The following is a 1,165-nucleotide window of genomic DNA, read 5'->3' as shown; positions in this document are numbered from 1 at the left end:
GCGTGCGTCGGAACCGGCGCGCGATCGCGTCCGCGTCCCGGTGGCGGCCGTGCTCGACGACCTTCCCGCCCCGCATCCATACGCAGTCCACGAGGCCGCGTCCACCGGCGAAGATCCACGCGTCGAGAGACGCGGCACGCTCGCTGGACAGGGCGGGGCGTTGCCGTTATGTATATACAAAATAGTTAGCCCGGCATCCACCCGGCCCGCACCCTGTGACCCGAGGATCGAGGACAGCATGACCATCGCCCCCACGCCCGACACGCGTGCACCCGACTGGCTGACCGTCGTCTCGCGCGACGCCCCGCTGGTTGTGAGCTTCCCCCATACCGGCACGCTGATCCCGGACGAGTTTCTGGGGCCGCTCGTCTCGCCCTGGATGGCGCGCAAGGATGCGGACTGGTGGATCGACCGGCTCTACGACTTCGTCCATGATCTGGGCGCCACGGTCGTCCATACGGCGATCTCGCGCACCGTCATCGACGTCAACCGGGACCCGTCGGGCCAGTCGCTCTATCCCGGCCAGGCGACGACGGGGCTGTGCCCGACGACGAGCTTCGACGGCGAGGCGCTCTATACCGCAGGCGCCGAGCCGTCCCCGGCCGATATCGCCGGCCGTCGGCAACGTTTCTTCGAGCCCTATCATGCAGCGCTCGCCCAGGAGATCGCCCGGCTGCGCAGGCACCATCCGACGGTCGTGGTCTATGACTGCCACTCGATCCGCTCCGGCATCCCGCGCCTGTTCGACGGCGAGCTGCCGCAATTCAACATCGGCACGAACAGCGGCGCCAGCTGCGATCCGGCGCTGGCGGAGGGCACGGCGCGGCGCTGCGCCGCCTCCGGCCTGAGCTGGGTCAGCAACGGCCGCTTCAAGGGCGGCTTCATCACCCGCGAGTACGGTCGGCCCGAGGATGGCGTACATGCGATCCAGATGGAGCTCGCGTGCCGCGGCTACATGCGCGAGCCGACGGGCGCCGTCGGACCCGAGAACTGGCCGAGCCCGTTCGATCCCGCCGTCGCAGCGCCGGTCCGCGCGACGCTCTCCGCCATCCTCGACCATTGCCTCGCCTTCGCCCAATCGCACGGCTGAAACCACGCGCGTGATCTTCAGACCAGGAAGCCTTGCCATGACCCGTATCGACAATGCCCGGATCGTCCGTGCGCC

The 1,165-nt window shown here is 69.1% G+C and carries 1 protein-coding gene; it reads left to right on the top strand.

Going from position 1 to position 1,165, the window contains the following annotated elements; translation table 11 throughout:
- The first annotated feature begins 238 nt into the window (after positions 1–238).
- Entirely contained in the window at positions 239–1,090 is an 852-nt protein-coding gene (hutG, locus tag IEY58_RS34120) for an N-formylglutamate deformylase (protein ID WP_189052655.1), read from the top strand.
- The last annotated feature ends 75 nt before the right edge of the window (positions 1,091–1,165 follow it).

The organism is Aliidongia dinghuensis (assembly GCF_014643535.1).
Classification (GTDB): domain Bacteria; phylum Pseudomonadota; class Alphaproteobacteria; order ATCC43930; family CGMCC-115725; genus Aliidongia; species Aliidongia dinghuensis.
The sequence above is the reverse complement of the archived record's forward strand: the minus strand, read 5'-3'. Positions and strand labels throughout refer to the sequence as shown.

Bases quoted from the DNA above. Each gene is read 5' to 3' on its own strand.
- hutG (WP_189052655.1), top strand. From the start codon at position 239: ATGACCATCGCCCCCACGCCCGACACGCGTGCACCCGACTGGCTGACC.